The 16,779-nt window shown below is 58.1% G+C and carries 14 protein-coding genes; 5 read left to right on the forward strand and 9 right to left on the reverse strand.

Features of this window, described 5'->3' with window-relative positions; genetic code table 11:
• Positions 1–63: 63 nt before the first annotated feature.
• The 3 genes from B1781_RS01675 to B1781_RS01685 all read left to right on the forward strand — a co-directional run bounded on the left by B1781_RS01675 (position 64) and on the right by B1781_RS01685 (position 2,470).
• Positions 64–678, forward strand: a complete 615-nt coding sequence (locus B1781_RS01675) for a uracil-DNA glycosylase family protein (RefSeq protein WP_334223848.1) — start codon at positions 64–66, stop codon at positions 676–678.
• A gap of 83 nt (positions 679–761) precedes the next feature.
• Positions 762–1,538, forward strand: a complete 777-nt coding sequence (locus tag B1781_RS01680) for a dienelactone hydrolase family protein (RefSeq protein WP_078118018.1) — start codon at positions 762–764, stop codon at positions 1,536–1,538.
• Between the two features lie 209 nt (positions 1,539–1,747).
• Positions 1,748–2,470 (forward strand): sulfotransferase, encoded by a 723-nt coding sequence (locus B1781_RS01685; protein WP_078118019.1) that lies wholly within the window; start codon positions 1,748–1,750, stop codon positions 2,468–2,470.
• Between the two features lie 165 nt (positions 2,471–2,635).
• On the opposite strand, the gene B1781_RS01690 is transcribed toward B1781_RS01685, so the two are convergent.
• From B1781_RS01690 to B1781_RS01715, 6 genes are all read right to left on the reverse strand, one after another.
• Complete coding sequence (locus tag B1781_RS01690; protein ID WP_078118020.1) at positions 2,636–4,264, reverse strand: ArnT family glycosyltransferase; 1,629 nt, start codon at positions 4,262–4,264, stop codon at positions 2,636–2,638.
• A gap of 57 nt (positions 4,265–4,321) precedes the next feature.
• Positions 4,322–5,200 carry a dTDP-4-dehydrorhamnose reductase gene (rfbD, locus tag B1781_RS01695; protein ID WP_078118021.1) on the reverse strand — a complete coding sequence of 293 codons (879 nt, stop codon included), beginning with the start codon at positions 5,198–5,200 and terminating at the stop codon, positions 4,322–4,324.
• A gap of 1 nt (position 5,201) precedes the next feature.
• The gene (gene rfbC, locus B1781_RS01700) at positions 5,202–5,756 is read right to left on the reverse strand and encodes a dTDP-4-dehydrorhamnose 3,5-epimerase (RefSeq protein WP_078118022.1); all 555 of its coding nucleotides are present in this window, start codon (positions 5,754–5,756) and stop codon (positions 5,202–5,204) included.
• Entirely contained in the window at positions 5,753–6,631 is an 879-nt protein-coding gene (gene rfbA, locus B1781_RS01705) for a glucose-1-phosphate thymidylyltransferase RfbA (RefSeq protein WP_078118023.1), read from the reverse strand. The genes rfbC and rfbA overlap by 4 nt, the downstream gene beginning before the upstream one ends.
• 22 nt (positions 6,632–6,653) lie before the next feature.
• A complete protein-coding gene (gene rfbB / locus B1781_RS01710; RefSeq protein ID WP_078118024.1) occupies positions 6,654–7,745 on the reverse strand; it encodes a dTDP-glucose 4,6-dehydratase in 1,092 nt (363 codons plus the stop codon).
• A 579-nt stretch (positions 7,746–8,324) separates the two neighbouring features.
• Positions 8,325–9,341: a glycosyltransferase family 2 protein gene (locus tag B1781_RS01715; RefSeq protein WP_125931823.1), complete on the reverse strand. Its 1,017-nt coding sequence runs from the start codon at positions 9,339–9,341 to the stop codon at positions 8,325–8,327.
• Positions 9,342–10,113: 772 nt separating this feature from the next.
• On the opposite strand from B1781_RS01715, the gene B1781_RS01720 reads away from it, so the two are divergent.
• Together B1781_RS01720 and B1781_RS01725 are read left to right on the forward strand one after the other, a co-directional pair.
• A complete protein-coding gene (locus B1781_RS01720) occupies positions 10,114–11,079 on the forward strand; it encodes a glycosyltransferase family 2 protein (RefSeq protein ID WP_078118026.1) in 966 nt (321 codons plus the stop codon).
• On the forward strand, positions 11,079–12,230 hold the full coding sequence (locus tag B1781_RS01725) for a glycosyltransferase (protein WP_078118027.1): 1,152 nt from the start codon (positions 11,079–11,081) through the stop codon (positions 12,228–12,230). The genes B1781_RS01720 and B1781_RS01725 overlap by 1 nt, the downstream gene beginning before the upstream one ends.
• On the opposite strand, the gene B1781_RS01730 is transcribed toward B1781_RS01725, so the two are convergent.
• The 3 genes from B1781_RS01730 to B1781_RS01740 all read right to left on the reverse strand — a co-directional run bounded on the left by B1781_RS01730 (position 12,224) and on the right by B1781_RS01740 (position 16,555).
• Positions 12,224–13,690, reverse strand: a complete 1,467-nt coding sequence (locus B1781_RS01730) for a lipopolysaccharide biosynthesis protein (RefSeq protein ID WP_164513209.1) — start codon at positions 13,688–13,690, stop codon at positions 12,224–12,226. The genes B1781_RS01725 and B1781_RS01730 overlap by 7 nt on opposite strands.
• 159 nt (positions 13,691–13,849) lie before the next feature.
• Positions 13,850–14,956: a glycosyltransferase family 4 protein gene (locus tag B1781_RS01735; RefSeq protein ID WP_078118029.1), complete on the reverse strand. Its 1,107-nt coding sequence runs from the start codon at positions 14,954–14,956 to the stop codon at positions 13,850–13,852.
• A 153-nt stretch (positions 14,957–15,109) separates the two neighbouring features.
• Positions 15,110–16,555, reverse strand: a complete 1,446-nt coding sequence (locus B1781_RS01740; protein ID WP_078118030.1) for an oligosaccharide flippase family protein — start codon at positions 16,553–16,555, stop codon at positions 15,110–15,112.
• Positions 16,556–16,779: the final 224 nt, after the last annotated feature.

The following is a 16,779-nucleotide window of genomic DNA, read 5'->3' on the forward strand; positions in this document are numbered from 1 at the left end:
CGGTGCCAATGAGACGGCAGGGCCGTCTTTTGTTTGCGCCGTCGATCTGGCAGTGTGGGATAGATGGATTCGGCGAAGCAACAACTGAGCGACCATCAGGCGGCCTTGCGTGCCTGCCGCCAATGCCCGCAGATGATCGGCCCGGTGGTGGTAGGGCAGCCGGTCATGTCGCCGATCCTGATGGTCGGCCAGGCGCCGGGGCAACACGAGGGACGATTGGGGCGTCCGTTTGCCTGGACTGCGGGCAAGACACTGTTCGGCTGGTATGAGCAGATCGGCCTCGACGAGACGGCGTTTCGTGAGCGCGTCTACATGGCGGCGGTCTGCCGATGCTTTCCCGGCAAAAAAGCCAAAGGAGGCGACCGCGTGCCGTCGCCCGGCGAGATCGAGAACTGCGCGGCGTGGCTCGACGCGGAGCTGCGCCTGCTGCGGCCGAGCTTGCTGATTCCCGTGGGTAAGCTGGCAATCGCGCAGTTTCTGCCGGTGGGCAAGTTGAGCGATGTCATCGGCCGATCGCACCGTGTCGAGGTGGCCGGTCATGCGGTAGACGTGATCCCACTGCCTCACCCGTCGGGAGCCTCGACCTGGCATCGCACGGAACCGGGTATATCGCTGTTGCACAAGGCGTTGGGCCTGATTGAATCGCATCCGGCGTGGCGCGCAATATTGGATGGTTGAATCCGATACCGGCACGTCATAATCGCGTAAGCTTTGCGCTGTATCCCAACCAATCAATTCGAACATTCGTGAGGGACGTCATCATGAGACTTTTGTTGTCGGGTTTGCTGTTTGCGGTGATCAGCGTGACCGCGCAGGCGGAAGTACAGACCAAGGCTGTCGAGTACAAAGACGGTGAGACCACCTTGACCGGGCACCTGTACTGGGACGATGCGATCGAAGGCAAACGCCCCGGCGTGCTGGTCATTCACGAGTGGTGGGGGCTGAACGACTACGCCAAGAAACGCGCGCACATGCTGGCCGAACTGGGGTTTGTGGCGTTTGCCGCCGATATGTACGGTGACGGGCATGTGACCGACAAACCGGACCAGGCCAAGACCTGGATGCAGGAGGTCACAGCGGATGTCGAGGGCTGGCGTGAGCTTGCACTGCTCGGGCTGGAGCAACTCAAGGCCAGTGGCATGGTGGAGGGAGACAATGTTGCCGCTATCGGCTATTGCTTCGGCGGCGCGACGATCCTGCAGATGGCGTATGCAAATGCGCCGTTGAAAGGGGTCGTCAGCTTTCACGGTGCATTGCCGGCTGCCCCTGAAGAAGCAAAAGGCAAGATTGGTCCGCAGATACTGATTCTGCACGGGCAGGCGGATTCGTTCGTGGCCCCCGAGGTGGTGACCAACTTCCGCAACAAACTGGACGAAGCCGGTGCCAATTGGGAAATGAACACGTATGGCGGAGCGCGCCATGGTTTCACCAATCCCGATGCGGCGTCGTTCGGCATCGAGAACCTGCAATACAACGAGCAGGCGGATCGGCGTTCATGGGAGCGGATGCAGTCGTTCTTTACCGAGATATTCGACTGAAGGCAGTCGGCCAAGCGGTCACGGCGCTGCGGGCGCCGTTGGCTGTGAGGCATTTAGATCGGGACTGTGTCACTTTCAGCAGAACTGCGGCGCCGGTTGTGACATCATGTCGCCGCAATTTTTCCTTCGGCTGCCGGGTTCGGATACCACCTTGTGGGGTGTCTTTCGTGAGCGCGGCACCGGAATCGTTTTAAGTAGCGTGTCAGACAATGAAAAAGAACGTCATCATTCTTACCAACGGCCTGTCCGGCAGTTCGGTGCTTGCCGGCCTCATCGCGCGAGGCGGTTACTGGCTGGGTAAGGAGACGTTCAAGAAACCTGATTACGATACCTACGAGAACAAGCGACTGGTCGATTTGAACAAGCAGTTGTTCGACCAGGTCGGCTATGAAGGCAACTACGACATGGTCTTCAATGCCGCCGAGATCGATTTTTTCGCCCACCCCAAGCAGGCGATCGATCCCACGGAATACCGCGAGTTTCTCGCCGAGTGCAACGAACACATGCCTTGGATCTGGAAAGACCCCAGGCTGTGGCTCACGATCTACTACTGGCGCGATCTGCTCGATCTCGACCAGATCAAGTTCGTCAATCTGACACGCGATCCGATGCAGACCTGGGTGTCGGTAACCATCAGGCGACAGATCCAGGAATTCGGCTACCTCAAAGGTTATCTGCACGGTATCCGCGATTCGATTCGCAAGTTCCTCAAAGACAACAACGCCGAACACATCGAGCTGCAGTTTGAAGATCTGCTGCTGCGTCCCGAGGCAACCATCGATCGTTTGAATGAATTTCTTGGCTGCTCGTTGGGCGTCGAGGATCTGCAGGCGGTCTACCGCGGCGAGTTGTACAAAAAGCCGAAGGGCTTCGGTGATATCGTGAAGGCCGGCCTGATCTACGCCAAGAACTACGGCGAGCGGTATCGTTAGGTCGTGGGCGCGGGGCGCTGGCGGCGCCCACGATGTGCCCCAGTTGGGCTGAAGCCGACCGGCTCCGGCCGCTGACTGTTTTGTCGCATAGGGTTACGTAATCGGCGGGCGCACGTTCCCGCCGCGTCCGGGGTATATCCGGTCGAGTTGCTGCCCGGGCTTTGCCTATTCCGTCTCTTCTGCCGGCTCCGGCAGGCAATCGATATTGTCCAACGCTGCCGGTAGCTGATCGTGATTGATTCGATACAGGGCGGCTCGGTCGCGGCTCTCTCGTGTACCTGCTTCAAACTGCAGTTCGAACAGTTCCGGGTAGTCGTCGACGAGCCGCTCAACGATTCTCGTACGCAACAGGCCCGGCATTTCCACGAGGTAATCAGGATGGCGTTCGGCGATCAGCGACAGGGTTGGGCCGCTGCATTTCGACCGCGAGACCTGGAACGATTGGCGGTTGGTGAGCAGTGGCATGATCCCCCAGTCTGTCGATAGCAGGATGCTGTCTGGCGCTGTGGTTTCGCGTATCTGCTGCGCAGTGCGGTCGATTGATGCCATTCGCGTTGCCCATCGCTCGGTGTTTTCGCGGGAGATATCGTCGCTCCAAGACAGTACACCGGAGGCGAGCATGAGCGCGACCGCAATCCCGCTGCCCACGGCGATGGTGGCCTTCATCCACACCTTCGTCGAAAGCTCATACAACCAGGCCAGCCCGAGCCCGGCCATGACGGCGGCAAACGGTACCATCGGGATCCAGTAGCGCTGGGGAAAGTAGAGGCTTGTCCCCTCGAGGGAGTCTTTCATCAAGAAAGCCAGGGAAACGATTACGTATGCCGCCTCCATCACCGAGGCGCGTCGCAGCCATGGCCAAAAGCCCAAGGTCATCAATCCGAGTGCAAGGGCGCTCTTCACCTCAAGCGGAAACCAGTGTTGCACGTCGTTCAGAAAGCTTTTCGCCAGTGAGCCGAAGAGTGTCATTGCCTGGTAAACGGGATACTTCCATGCAGCGTCGATCCAGTCGGCTTCGCCCCAATCGGCTTCGGAAATGCTCAGGCCCTCTTGGCCGAAGAAAAACTCTCCCGCCATGTTGTAGGTATCTGGTGTGTACAGCGCATAGTTACGCGCGGTCCAGATCACGAATGGAACAACACTGACGATGCCGGCCATCGCCAGCAGAAAAAACGCTTTGAAATTGCGGTCTCGATTGCGCACAAAATGCACGATCAGCGCCAGGCCGAACGCCCCGATAAGGAACAGGCCCTGGAAGCGCACAAGCGATGCGAAGCCGACCAGCAGGGCACAGGCGAAGACCAGCCAATAGTTGTCTTCGGTCAGGAAGCGCCGCCATACCCAGAGCGCGGCGATGGATACGCCGAGAAAAGGCACGCCCGACATGACGAGTGTCGTCTGCTGCATGATCAGCGCGTTGGCCGCCATCAGCAACGGCAGCAACAGACCCGTCCAGCCAAAGCGTCCGGCGTTGAAATAGCCGCGGATGATCCACAGCGTGGTGACGCCCAACGCCGCCGCGACCAGATGCAGCACTTGGAAATTCAGCCCCCAGATCTTGATCGGGAGGTACAACAGCATGCTGAGGCCGGGATAGTAGAGGATGTTGGGATGGCCGTTGAACCAGTAGCGTCCCTCTTCGGCCATGGTGACGGCCGACGCGATGTATACGGCCCCGTCCGGGTGGTAGCGCCACGTTTCCGGGGCCATGGCCACCAAGGCCGCCGAGATCACCGCCAGCACGATGATCTGGGCGAGACTCCAGTGCAGGGCGGCAGGGTCGCGCTTAAACATAAACAGGGCGCTCCAAGGCCTTTCGTATGGAAGGCCGGCGCAATAACAACACCGCGGCTATGCGGCGTCCAGGCATTGTGCGAGGCCGTCGCCCCAGGGGGGTAGCGCGACGCCAAAGGTGTCGACGAGTTTTGTGCAGTCCATCACCGAGTTCTTGGGGCGCGCCGCCGGCGTTGGATAGTCCGCCGTCGTGATGGCCTCGAGTTCGCAATCAAGCCCGAGCCTTTGCTGGATAGCTTGCGCGAAACCGAACCACGACGTCGAGCCGGACGGTGCCATATTGTAGACGCCGCTCAGACGCTTCAGGGCTTCGATGCTGTCCGGTAGGGATGTGATCACCGAGAGCGTTGCGGTCGCGATGTCGCCGCACCAGGTTGGGCTGCCGATCTGATCGGCCACGATGCGCAACTGGTCGCGCTCTTGCATCAGGCGTTGCATCGTCAGCAAGAAGTTATGCCCGCGATTGCCGTAGACCCAGCTGACGCGGAAGATCAGGGCGGCACAACCGCTGGCTAGCAACGCCTTATCGCCGGACAGCTTGCTCTCGCCGTAGACGTTGATCGGCGCGGGCGGATCGGACTCCAAATAGGGCCCCGGTTTGCTGCCGTCAAACACGTAGTCGGTCGAGTAGTGGACAACCAGTGCGTCGTGCTGGCCTGCCCATTTGCCCAATACCTCGGGTAGGTCCCGGTTTAGGCGCAGTGCCTGGTCTCGTTCTTGTTCGGCACGATCAACGGCCGTGTAGGCAGCGGCGTTGATGATCACCTCGGGGCGCTGGTCGTCCAGCATGGCCTTCACGCGAGGTAGGTCCGACAGGTCGAGCGCAATCCCGGCGTGGCCGTCTCGCGACACACCGACGGTATCGGTATTTCTCGGGAGCCGCTGCATGAGCTCCCATCCGACCTGACCGTTGGCGCCTAACACCAGGTAACGCATGTCAGAACTTCGTGAAACGTTCGACGGGGATGTCGGCGAGCAGCGGAGCCTCGCGATCCTTGTCAGACAGTATGGGTTCGCCGATCAGTGGCCATTCGATGCCCAGGGCCGGGTCGTTCCAGCGCACGCCGAACTGGGTCTGTGGGCTGTATACATCGGTGCACTTGTAGGCGAACAGTGCCTCGTCGCTGATGACGTAGTAACCGTGGCCGAAACCCGGAGGCACGTAGAATTGGAGCCCGTTGTCGCCGCTCAATGTGATGCCGTGCCATTTGCCGAAGGTCGGCGAGCCAACCCGCAGGTCGACAGCAACATCGAAGACCGCGCCCTCAAATACCTGAACGAGTTTGCCTTGTGCAAACGGTTCCTGCGCGTGCAATCCGCGCAGCACGCCTTTGGAAGATTTGGCGAGGTTGTCTTGTACGAATGGTTTGTCGATGCCCGCGTCGCGATAGCGTTGTTGTTGCCAGGTCTCGCAGAACCAACCGCGTTCATCGGTGAACCTTTTGGGTTCAATCAGTAACAGGCCGGGAATCGGGAATCTCGTGATATTCATTCCGGAGCATCCAGCGTTAGCAGATCAAGCAGATACTGCCCGTAGCCGTTCTTGCTGAGCGCCTCGCCCATGGTGCGCAGCTTGTCTGAGTCGAGCCAACCCTGGCGCCATGCGATTTCTTCCGGGCAACAGATCTTCAAGCCCTGGCGTTTCTCGATGGTTTCAACGAAAGCTGCAGCCTCTAGCAGAGAGTCGTGGGTGCCGGTATCGAGCCATGCCATACCGCGTCCCAGGCGGCTGAGTTCGAGTTCGCCCTGGTCAAGATAGAGCTTGTTCAGGTCGGTAATCTCGAGCTCGCCGCGCGTCGAAGGCTCGAGTGTTTTGGCGAGTTCGCAGACTTTGCCGTCATAGAAGTACAGGCCGGTGACGGCATAGTTCGATTTTGGCTTGGCGGGCTTTTCTTCGAGGCTGACCACTTGGCCTTCCTGGTTGAACTCGGCAACGCCGTAACGTTCGGGGTCGCGAACCCAGTAACCGAAAACCGTGGCACCGCTGGTCTTCTGCGCGGCTCTGCGCAGCAGTTGACGCAGGTCGTGGCCGAAGAACAGGTTGTCGCCGAGTATCAGGCAGCAGGGCTCATTGTCGATGAACTGTTCACCGATCAAGAAGGCCTCTGCCAGGCCGCCCGGATGATCCTGCACCGCGTACTCGATGTTGATGCCCCACTGCGAACCGTCGCTCAACAGGTCCTTGAACAAGGGGTTGTCGCGTGGGGTGGTGATCACCAGGATGTCTTTGATGCCCGCCATCATCAACGTGGATAGCGGGTAGTAGATCATCGGTTTGTCGTACACCGGCAGGAGCTGTTTGCTGACCGACAGTGTGATCGGGTGGAGACGTGTGCCGGCGCCGCCCGCCAGGATGATGCCTTTCATGTCGTGATCTCGCGTCCCTGTATCAGCCGTTGCCGGCAGTGTTTCCCAGACCGAGGCGCTGTCCGTCGTAGCTGCCGGATTTGACCTCGTCGCACCAATCGATGTTGTCGAGGTACCAGCGAACGGTCTTGCGCATGGCCGACTCGAAGGTTTCGCGCGGCTCCCAGCCCAGGTCGGCCTTGATCTTGCTCGCGTCGATTGCATAGCGCCAGTCGTGGCCGGGTCGGTCAGCGACGAAGGTCTTCAACTGCGCATGCGGTTTGTGAGGCGAATCGGGTACCAGCTCGTCGAGCAGTTCGCAGAGCGTGTCGACCACCTGCAGGTTGGTGCGCTCGCTGTTGCCCCCGACGTTGTACATCTCCCCCGGCTGGCCCGCGGTCACTACGCGCCAGATCGCGCGGCAATGGTCTTCAACAAACAACCAATCGCGCACGTTTTGCCCGGTGCCGTAGATCGGCAGCGGATTGCCGGCCAGGGCGTTGAGGATCATCAGTGGGATGAGTTTTTCCGGATATTGGTACGGGCCGAAATTGTTTGAGCAGTTGGTTGTGAGGGTCGGCAAACCATAGGTGTGGTGCCAGGCCCTGACCAAGTGATCCGACGCAGCCTTGGAGGCCGAGTAGGGGGAGTTCGGTGCGTACGGCGTGTTCTCTGTGAACGCACCCGTTTCACCGAGCGTTCCATAGACCTCGTCGGTGGATACGTGCAGAAACCGGAAGCCGTCCTTCTCGTCAGCCGGCAATCCCTGCCAGTACTTGAGAGCAACATCCAGCAGGTTGTACGTGCCGACAACATTGGTCTGAATGAAGGCGCCGGGGCCTTCGATCGACCGGTCTACATGACTCTCGGCGGCAAAGTTGACGACGGCTGTCGGCCGAAAATCGGCCACCACTTTCGCGATCAGCGTCGGGTCGGCGATATCGCCATGAACGAATTCATACCTTGCAGTACCTGCCACGTCGGCGAGCGACGCTTCGTTGCCTGCATAGGTCAGCAGATCAATGTTCAGGATCTGCGCCTGGGTGTCGGTCAGCAGGTGGCGAACAAAATTGCTGCCTATGAATCCACAGCCGCCGGTCACGATGACCCGGGGGTTTTGCGCATCAGCTAACATTTTTTTTGGCTACATCGGAATGCTATTCGAGCGGAGCCTGCATACTAGCACGCACCCCGGCGGGCTGTTGATTTTCCACGGCGGGCGATGTGAGCCACCCACCAAAGTCGGCAATCGATGCACTGAACCAATCGATTTCATTGTTTTGGGCACCATGCAGGCCGGGGCCGCTTCTGGTTATGGAGGCTGCGGTTGGTGATCAGGTGTTCCTCAATGGTGCACTTTGATGCCGTCATAATTGTGACACCAGCACGGCGCATCATTTCTAGTCGCGTAGGCTTTGGTGCATCCAAACGGGTTCCTTTTGCCTAGTTGATCGGCGCTAGACGAATCTGTCGACGATGGCCCAGATCAGTTGCAGCGGCGGGTGTTGCTGCAGGGTATGGCAGTAAAGGTACTTGTTGTCTTCCGGAATGGTTTCTGCCGAATCGGCTCTGATCACCGACAGATTTCGGTCTTTCGGGGTAGCACGGCCGGCGTGGAATTTCAGCGTCCCGCCATCACCTCGGGAATGAGGGATACGGCCGCTCGTATCTTTAAACGCAATCTATCCAGGGGCCCCAAGCATCTGCACCCGGGTTACGTACGGTTGAGTACCATCGACCAGATCTTGGATGCGCGTTCCTGTTGTCCGTTTAGCACGCGAATCATCGCTTCGACCAATAGGTATCCCTTAACTGACAGTATGTAGTGTGGATAGAACCGGCGGGTAAATGTCAGTCGACTCTTTACCAGGTAGTAATCGGAAAGTGCGCTACGCCCGCTGCTCCAGTTCGACGACCCCGCACTTGCCCCGCTTTTGTGGAAGACAAAGCTATCTTGCGCATAGCGCATTCGATACCGATGCTTCGACCGCAAAGCCCAGTCAATCTCTTCGTAGTACAAAAAGTAGTCTTCCGTCATCAAGCCTACGGTTTCCAGAAACTGCCGGGAAACAAACATCGATGCTCCCATGACGTAGTCCAGTTGCCTTTCAATCCCGGCTTCATCAACAGTGCGGTATGTGGATCGGATTCTTCCGATATGCATTGCCCGGCCTATCATGGGGAAATAGCGGGCTCCGCCAAACGCCTGTACCCGATCGGGATGGTGGTAGTAGCGTATGGTTGATCCGACGATACCGGTGTCGTGGCTGTCGGTCGCCTTCTGTACCAGCGCTTGCAATGCAGACTTGTCGACGACCGTGTCGTTGTTCAGCAACCACGCCCAGCGCATATCCGGTTGCCCCAACGCGATCTGCAGACCGACATTGTTTCCGCCGGCGAAGCCGAGGTTCTCCTGGCAGTCGACCAGCAGCAATTGAGGGCAAGAGCCGCTGGAAAGATTGCCCGCTTGGGTGCGATCGATCTGCCGCCAGTCCAACGGCTTAGCCACGGCAGGTGATGAATAGGCCGACATCGCGGACAGGGTCGGCTTTGCCTCCCGGTCGCCCTCTGCCCATTCCCGAATACGGGCCAGAGAGTCATCGTCGGAACCATTGTCGCAAACGATGACTTTGAAGCTTCCATTCATTCTGAAAAGGCTTTCCAGACATTCCAGCGTGTCCTGCCAGCCCTTCCAATTGACGATCACGATATAGGTTATCGATTTGTTCACGCTGGTAGTTCACCCGGTCCGCTGGGATGGAGGCTATCTCAAAATAGCTATTCGTTGAATTGACCGAAATCACGCTTCGCTGCGGTGCTTTTGACGTCGATCGGTCGGTCTGGTTCCGAGGCAGGATGGCCGCGGCTTGCTACGCCAATGATAACGTTGACCAACAGGCATTTTCTCCGTGCGTTTCCGAGCGTCAATTGGGCGTGAGGCCGGCAGGCATTGAATCGCGCCGGGTCTCGCCGCCCGCGACGACGTACTGGGATGCCTCCAGGAAGCTTGCCGTCGCCCGGGTGCCGCCATTCATGCCGCAGCAGGCGGGGCAGCCTCGCGACCTGGCGCGTCGGATGATGGCACAGGCTGGTGGCCGCCCTCGTCCGCTGGTCTAAGCGGCGGGTATCCTTCACATCAAATGTTGCTGCAGACTTGTAAGAGCGCCACGCAGCAGTGCACGGTTTCGCCCCACGGTGATTGGTTGGCCGAACCGAGGCGGCTTTTTACCGAACATGTGCGGCGATGTCCATTCTGTCCGCGTGCTCCGACGACGCAGATTTTTGGCGGTTCGCGAAAGGCTCGGGGGAGCCTCGCAGCCGGAGAAAGTGTCGGTGAGCCGCCGACCTAGAGGGTCACGCTGTCAGCGAGAGTGCTGCCGAGCTCTCATCCGAGCGTCTTTCGATCGTCGTCGGCGGCTGATATTCTGCCCGCCTGACAACGCTGAAACCACACTCGTGCCGAAGAGTCGACACTCCGACAGCCTCTGGATGAACCAAGAACCATGAAGCTAATAGTGCAGATCCCCTGCTTCAACGAGGAGCTTACGCTCCCTCAGACCGTAGCCGATATCCCAAAGCATATCGACGGCATTGATGTCATTGAAATACTGATTGTCGATGACGGAAGCAGCGACCGAACCGCGGAGGTTGCGGAAGAGATTGGTGTTCATCACATCGTAAGAAACAAGAAGAATATGGGGTTGGCCCGGACTTTCCGGCGTGGCCTCGAGGAATCTTTGCGCGCCGGCGCCGATATCGTCGTCAACACCGACGGCGACAACCAATACGCAGGCGAGGACATCGCCAAGCTGGTTCAACCGATTTTGAATGGTTATGCCGACATTGTGATCGGTGATCGGCAGACTGCAAAGATTGGGCACTTTTCACCCCTCAAGAAAGCTTTGCAGTGGTTCGGCAGCGGCGTGGTGCGCAAGCTCGCGGGTGTATGGGTGCCTGATGCAGTGAGTGGTTTTCGTGCGTTCTCGCGCGAAGCGGCGATCCGCATCAACGTGTTGTCGACGTTCAGTTACACAATCGAAACGGTCATACAGGCCGGCAAGCGAGATATGGCCGTTGTCTCGGTGCCTGTGTCGACAAACGCCAAAACGCGCGAGTCGCGACTGTTCAAGAGCATTCCGAAGTTCATCGAGCGGCAGCTGAGCACCATTGTCCGCATGTATGCGATGTATCAGCCGCTGCGGGTGTTCTTCATTATCGGCAGTTTGCTGACACTGACCGGTTTGATCCCGGTTTTTCGCTTCCTGTATTTCTATATCACCAGTGGAGGAGACGGTCATGTGCAGTCTCTGGTGCTTGGTGGCGTATTGATTCTGATGGGTTTCATCGCCTATCTCGGTGGATTGATTGCCGATCTGATCTCGTTCAATCGCCAATTGCTCGAGATGACACTGGAAAAGATCAAGCGTGCCGAGTTAGACGCGCTCAGGGACCAAGAGAAAGACGATTGATGGGGCCGAAGACGGTAAAAAAGCGGGTTGTTCTCATCGGCCCGATACTGCCGTTTCGCGGTGGCATTGCGCAGCACACCACGATGCTGCATCGAACGATAGCTGATGGTCATTCTTTGCTGACACTGTCGTTTTCCCGCCAGTATCCAAAATGGCTTTTTCCCGGCGCGTCGGATAGGGATCCGGAGTATGCGGGACATGAAGAGCCGAGCGTCGATTATGTCATCGACTCGGTCAATCCACTGACTTGGATCAGGGCGGTTCGTCGGATTGTCGACTTTCAGCCGGATATCGTGGTGTTTCCGTGGTGGACGATCTACTGGGTGCCTTGTTTCGGCGTTATGGTGCATCGCTTGCGGAGCCATCGTCTGCCAATCGCTTTTTTTTGCCACAACGTTGTGGAACACGAGGCGGCCGCGTGGAAGACGGCATTGAGCCGACTGGTATTACGCATGGGTGACCGCTTCGTCGTCCACACCCATGAAGATGCCGTCAACCTCCAGGCCTTGCTACCGGGATCCGAGGTGGCGATTCAAGCGCACCCGATCTACGACCAGTATCCGGCCCCCGTCGGAAACCTCGGTGCCCGCCGGCCGCTTGAGTTGTTGTTTTATGGTTTTGTCCGCCCATACAAGGGCCTGGATCTGTTGATCGATGCATTGGCGCGGTTGGATGATCCCAGTATCCAGCTGACCATCGCGGGAGAGTTCTGGGACGGTGAAGACACTATCCTCGAGCGTATCGAGCAGCTGGGTTTGTCAGACCGTATCGAAGTGCTGGCCCGATACCATAGTGATCAAGAAACGGCGGAGCTCTTCGCACGCGCCGACGCGGTGGTGCTGCCCTATCGCAGCGCGACAGGGAGTGGCGTGGTGCCGGTAGCCTATCACTACAACAAGCCAGTCGTCGTGACTCGGGTCGGTGGTTTGCCGGATGTGGTGGTCGATGGCGAGACCGGGCTTGTCGTGCCGGCCAACGATGCCGAGGCTTTGGCATCAGCACTGGCTAGTCTGTCGCGCGAACAATGTGAAGGCATGCGCCCTGCCATCGAGCAGTTCAAGAAGTCACTGACCTGGGATGCGCTTGCCGGCGCCCTCATCGGTGAACATTCTGTTCCGGGTGCACAAGCCGAAGTTCGTGAGGTCTATTGACCGAAGCGTTGGCGAATGAACCTGCGTGCCGCGCTGAGTTCATTGGGTCGCACGACTTTGGTGGCGACCGTCAGCGCGGCCAGTGTCGTCATACCAATCAATAATGCCGGTATCTGACTGACTCCAACCGTTTCCTGGCTGGCATAGTAAGCGGCGGCGCTGGCTGCTGCCGCTGCGCCGGGCTTGAGTGCATCGTGCGTCAGCGAAATCAGTCGTTTTTGTGTGCTGATGTACAACAATAGGGTTGCGGTCACCGATAGAGCGGAGGCCAGGGCGAGAATTCCCCCTCGCAGCTCCAAGCTGCCAACCAGTGTCGAGGTGGTCACGACCAGTACAATGACGCCCGCCGCGCTTGCAAGAACGGCCCCCTTGTTGGCTTCCCTTGCGTACAACGCTGGTGGCAATGTGAACACGATCATCAGCGGAATGATGCACCAAAGAAGCGGGCCGAGCACCAATCCCGCATCCGTATAGCTGGGCCCGAAAACCAACGGGATCAGCCATGGCCCAACGGTTGTGCCGACCAGACCGCCAGTGCAGCCAACCATGAAAGCGGTTCTGATAACGACGCTCAAGAACAAAGCGTCTTTGCCGTCGCCCCGGGCCGCTGCCCTGCTCATGATGGGCAAAGCCGCAGAACTCAAGGTTTGCGGAAGTGCAACCGCCAGCAGTAGAAGTTGTACGGCGATGGCAAAGTTTCCGGTGGCTATCGTATCGGCGCTTGCCGACTTGAACAGGATTATGGGAGCTTGCAGGAGCAGGTTCGTAAACACACTGGCGAGTAGAAAGGGTACGGCCATCAAAGCTATGGGCTGCCATTCGTGATACTTCGTCGACAATGCAATTGAGCCCCCCATCACCTTGCGCATCACGTAGAAACCGCGCCATGCGTGCAGCCACCATACGAGCGCGTGAACCGCGACGACGCCCAGCAAGCCAGCACCGAGAAAGAGGGCTGCAATGCCCAGAGCGATCTCAATAGACCGAAAAATTGCTTCGTGTTTCAGGACGTATTGCGACTGCTCTACGGCTGTGAAAACGTGATCGGTAAAGCTCGCCAGGGCGCGACCCGTCAGTGCGATCGTCATAATGCCAAGCAGCGCGACGATCTCTGGCTTGTCGTTGAACGTCCAGGCCGTCAAAACGCAGAGCAACGCTGCACTGATGTTCGCGATGATGCTTACGGACAGCGATTGGCCGATGATCGCTTTGGACTCTGATCCTCGCCGCCCGACTTCGCGGGCCAGAGTGCCCATCAATCCAAACACCGCGAGCGGGAAGAATGCCATGTACCAAGCGTGTACAAAGGCAAGTATGGCGTAGAGTTCGGGGCCTAGAAATCGAGCGACCACGACGATGTAAAGGCCGCGCCCTACGTGGGTGACAAGGCGTGCCCCAAACAGATGAGCGAAGTTCCTTGCCAGTGACTTCCTGCCTTTGTGTGGATCGTCTGTTGCCAAGGGGCTTAACTCCAAACGCGGAAACTGCTGGATTCGAAAGCAAGCCGATGGCATTTCGAACGCGGCAATGCGTCAACGATAGTTAGTTGCTCCATCATCCCGGCCAATCACGCACTCGAAATGGGCACCAACCGCCCGATAGAAAGCGAGTGCGCATCGTCACGCTTTTGCTGTCACATGCTCGACGGCTGCGAGTGCGGCTGTCACCAGATTCCGCCAATCGAACGCTTCGGCCAGTTTGCGCGCGCTGTGATTGCCGCAGAGATCATCGATGGGTGTTTCTACGATCGCTACCAGGTCGTCAGCATACGTCTCGGGTGGTGAAAGCCTCAAGGCCGGCATATCGGTGTCGGCGATTCCCTTTGCGCCGAATGGCGTTGCCAACACGTCTTTTCCGCAGGCGAGGGCCTCGAGTATTTTCAACCGCGTGCCGCCGCCGCTGAACAATGGCGCCAACGCCAGTCGTGCGCCTCGGACAAGGCCTGTGAGGTCGTCGACCGCATCGGTGACGACCACATTCTTATGTCCACGCGCCCAGGCAGGCGGCAGGCGACCGACAAGAGCGAGCTTGAACGATGGTAGCGCTTTCGAGACTCGCGGCCAGACCTTTTCAATCAAGAACCGGGCGGCTTCCACGTTTGGCGGGTAGTCATAGCCACCAAAGAATATGGCGTAGTTGCCGGCTTGTAGGTCGAACGCTTTCAGGGTCTCGGGATTCGTCCGTCCGGGCGACATCAAGGTGAGGTCCACGCCATTCGCCATAATAATCGACGGTGTCTTGTGGATGTGCTGCATCAGCTTCCTGTCATCTTCGGATACGGTAATGACTTGCGATGCCAGGCGGCACATCCGGCGTTCAGCCAACATGATCAAAGACGCCACCAGGGGTTTGCGCATTCTGCGAAAGCGGTCCGTTTCCACATTGTGTGCATCGTAGATAACAGGCAGTTGACGTTCTCCAATGGGCCTTGCCAGCATCCAGGACTGAAATGGGAACGCGCTTATGACCAAGTCGAAAGGCTGTTTCAAGACGCTGCGCAACCGGCGTTGAAAATCGGCGTTGAAGAAATGGCCGACACTGCCTCGGAACTTGAATGTATGAAAGGAAACAGCGCTGGTGGCAGGTTGAGGGATATCGGGTTCAGCGCAGAGGATGTGAACGTCATTGCCCAGTTGCTGTAGTGCAGTAGCTATGCGCATGGTACGGACGGCGCCACCGGTGTTCGTAGGCAACAGGCGATAGGGGGTTGTTAACAGTATTCGCATGACGTTTGCGGGATGGGTGTCGGCAGTGATTTTTTCTTAGATTATGCACACTGCTTACACTCGTTGATACGTCCTGCGGAGACTCTTAATCCTCAATTCAATGGGAAGCGCCAATGCGGGTTGATTGGATTTGTCGGAGCGGCTTTGCGGGCGCTACTGGCGCTTATGGGGACGCAGCAGTTCAAACGCCGACTTTACTTCGTTCCAACGAATGACATTCAGGATCAGGCTGGTACCAATCAGTACCCCGATAGATGTCCCCAGAGAGGCCGGGGTACCGAGATGCTCAATCGACCAGTAACAGATTGCGATCGAGGAGACGGCCGCTACAAGTGGCGCGACATAGGATGCGACGAATTTAATGGGGGTATGCTTTCGTAGAAAAAATAGTTGCAACGCATTGGTCGCTATGAGCCCGCAAGCTGTTGCCCAAAACATCCCCGCCGGCCCGTATTGTCGATAAAGGATCACGACGAGGGCGGTGAACAAAGCTGCGCCGATTGCGTAAGAGATTGCGACAGAATAAAACTTGCCTTCGGCAGTCAGGACGCCACTCAGACTTGATACGAAAAAGTAAGGGCCGACGCTCATCAACGCCCATGGCAGCAGCGCCGCCACATTGGCGTAGGCGTCGCTGAACACAAGGCCAAGGACGGCGTCACCCAATGTTATGCCCGCTATGGTTGCTGCTGCGCCGAACAGAAATCCGGAGCGTAGCACGAGGTCGACGAATACTTTGCCTTTGCCATCGCGCCTGTGTGCGGATCGGCTTAAAACAGGCACGGCCGCGCTCGCCGATTCAGCGATGATGCCCGCGATGATAGAGAATGCTTGTACGGCGAGCGCATATTCACCGAGTTCATGGGTGTATCCCTCGGTCCAGCGAAACAGCAGGATGCCGCCTTGTACCAGCCATGCGGCAAGGAACGTTGCCACAACAAACGGTAGTCCCTGTTTCACCAAATCGAGAAACGCACTGGTATCCCAAATGGGTTCAACGACTACTATCGATTTGCGAACCATTCGGAACCCGACGATCGCCTGGCATACCCAGATGCCTGCATGGACCGCTGCAACCTCCAGCACACCGCCACCGGCAAGCAGCGCTGCCAATCCGGCGACTACCTCAGCTATACGGAAAGTTGCTTCCAGTTGGAGTACGAGTATCGACTTCTCGAATGCCTTGAAGACGCCTTGTGTCCAGGCCGCCAAGCCACGTCCAATCAGTGCTATGGAGAAAATGAAAAGCAGACTTCTTGCTGTCTGATCGTGCTCGGACAGTAAACCTAGCCCGATACACAGGGCGGCGGCCAATAGGCTCGATGCTCCGCGCAATGCGGCGATTCTGCGGAGAAGCGGTAGCGCCGCCTTCTGGTGGCGACCTATCTCCCGAACCATTATCGCATTGAGCCCCAGCATGCTGATCGGCAGGAACATCAAGTACCAGGAGAACCCATACTGAAACATACCGTATAGCTCTGGGCCGAGCAGCTTTGCCAGGAAGACGGCGTAGATAATACGTGCGACGCTGGTCAACGCCTTTGCGATAGCCAGGTAAGCGCCGTTCTTGGCAATCGACTTGACGCCTGCGCCCCTCACAAACAGTGGCTCTCAAACAAGCACGCCATATCGATGATATTCGTCGACGACATAGCGGCGGCTGGGCAGTTCACTTTCGGTGGCATGCCAGGTTTCTGAAGTCTATTCTCGGGACGGGGCATGTTGGTCTGATCTGCTTGTCGGACAACGGGTGATGCGCCAGCAGCGCTGGCAAGGCCGCCTATCGGTGGGGAGGGCGCGCGCCTGTCGTTGAGCGCCGTGAG

The sequence above is a fragment of the Thiosocius teredinicola genome (genome assembly GCF_002009425.1).
GTDB lineage: Bacteria > Pseudomonadota > Gammaproteobacteria > Chromatiales > Chromatiaceae > Thiosocius > Thiosocius teredinicola.